2 protein-coding genes are annotated in these 818 nt (G+C 50.0%); one reads left to right on the top strand and one right to left on the bottom strand.

Translation table 11 applies throughout. From position 1 onward, the window contains the following. Nucleotides 1-246 (bottom strand): plasmid mobilization protein (locus V2J85_RS40265; RefSeq protein ID WP_267429245.1); only part of this gene is annotated, 246 nt, incomplete at its 3' end. A gap of 386 nt (nt 247-632) precedes the next feature. Here V2J85_RS40265 and V2J85_RS40260 point away from each other — a divergent pair. After that, nucleotides 633-818, top strand: a 186-nt coding sequence (locus tag V2J85_RS40260) for a hypothetical protein (protein WP_474064974.1), incomplete at its 3' end; no start/stop codon positions are given.

Raw genomic sequence — 818 nt, 5'->3', positions numbered from 1 at the left:
GTTCAGGGCCTTGGCTATTTGGTTCAGGTTGTTACCCATGCCTGCAAGGACGCGCACGACTTCGGGCGGGAATTGGAATTTGACGGTTTTTTTGTCGGATGCTTTGCCATCTTCCAAAACCCGCTCCCGAATGTAGCGGGCTAAATTCGGATGGGTCTTCTGTCGGGTCAAAGTCTCAAACTCGGTCGGGCTGACTCGGATGATGAGTTGCTTTGTTCGCTTTTCGGCGGCACTCGAACCTGTCAAAAGGGCAAAATACCCCTGTTTTTGACTGCTTTCTGCTCAAAAAAACGGCATTTCATCACGGCATTTCGCCGATACTCCATGAAGAACTCCGGGAAGAACACGCACGCCGCCCTGTCGGAACTGGTTTCATGTTTCCCCCAAAACGCCGCCCTGCTGGCCGGCTTAGGTCGCGCTGCTGCGCTCCAAGCTTTACCGCTTCGCCTGCTGGCTTCGCTAAATTGCGGATTGGAAAATTTTGAAATAAGAACCCCCTATCGGGCTGTTATCTGATTATGGTTATTTTGACATAGTTGTATCATCTTAAAAACAAGCATACAATCTGCAAATCTTAGACAAAGCAAAACCCCCGCCAAACGCCAATCTGCACGGGGGTTTCGAGATACAACATGAGCCAATTATACACCCAACCCGACCTCTTCTTGCAAGAACGTATCCCACACAAGCCATACTGCAAAGATTTCAAAGAAGCGCCTATGCTGGTGCGCTCTTACGCTGCCGCCATCAAACGCCGCTACATCCAAGTCAATCCGCCGCATCTGCGTGTGTTTATGCTCTTTGACTTGGATTACGAA

It is taken from the genome of Streptomyces bugieae, from assembly GCF_036352915.1.
GTDB classification, from domain to species: domain Bacteria; phylum Actinomycetota; class Actinomycetes; order Streptomycetales; family Streptomycetaceae; genus Streptomyces; species Streptomyces endophytica.
This window is presented reverse-complemented; position numbering and strand designations above follow the sequence as displayed.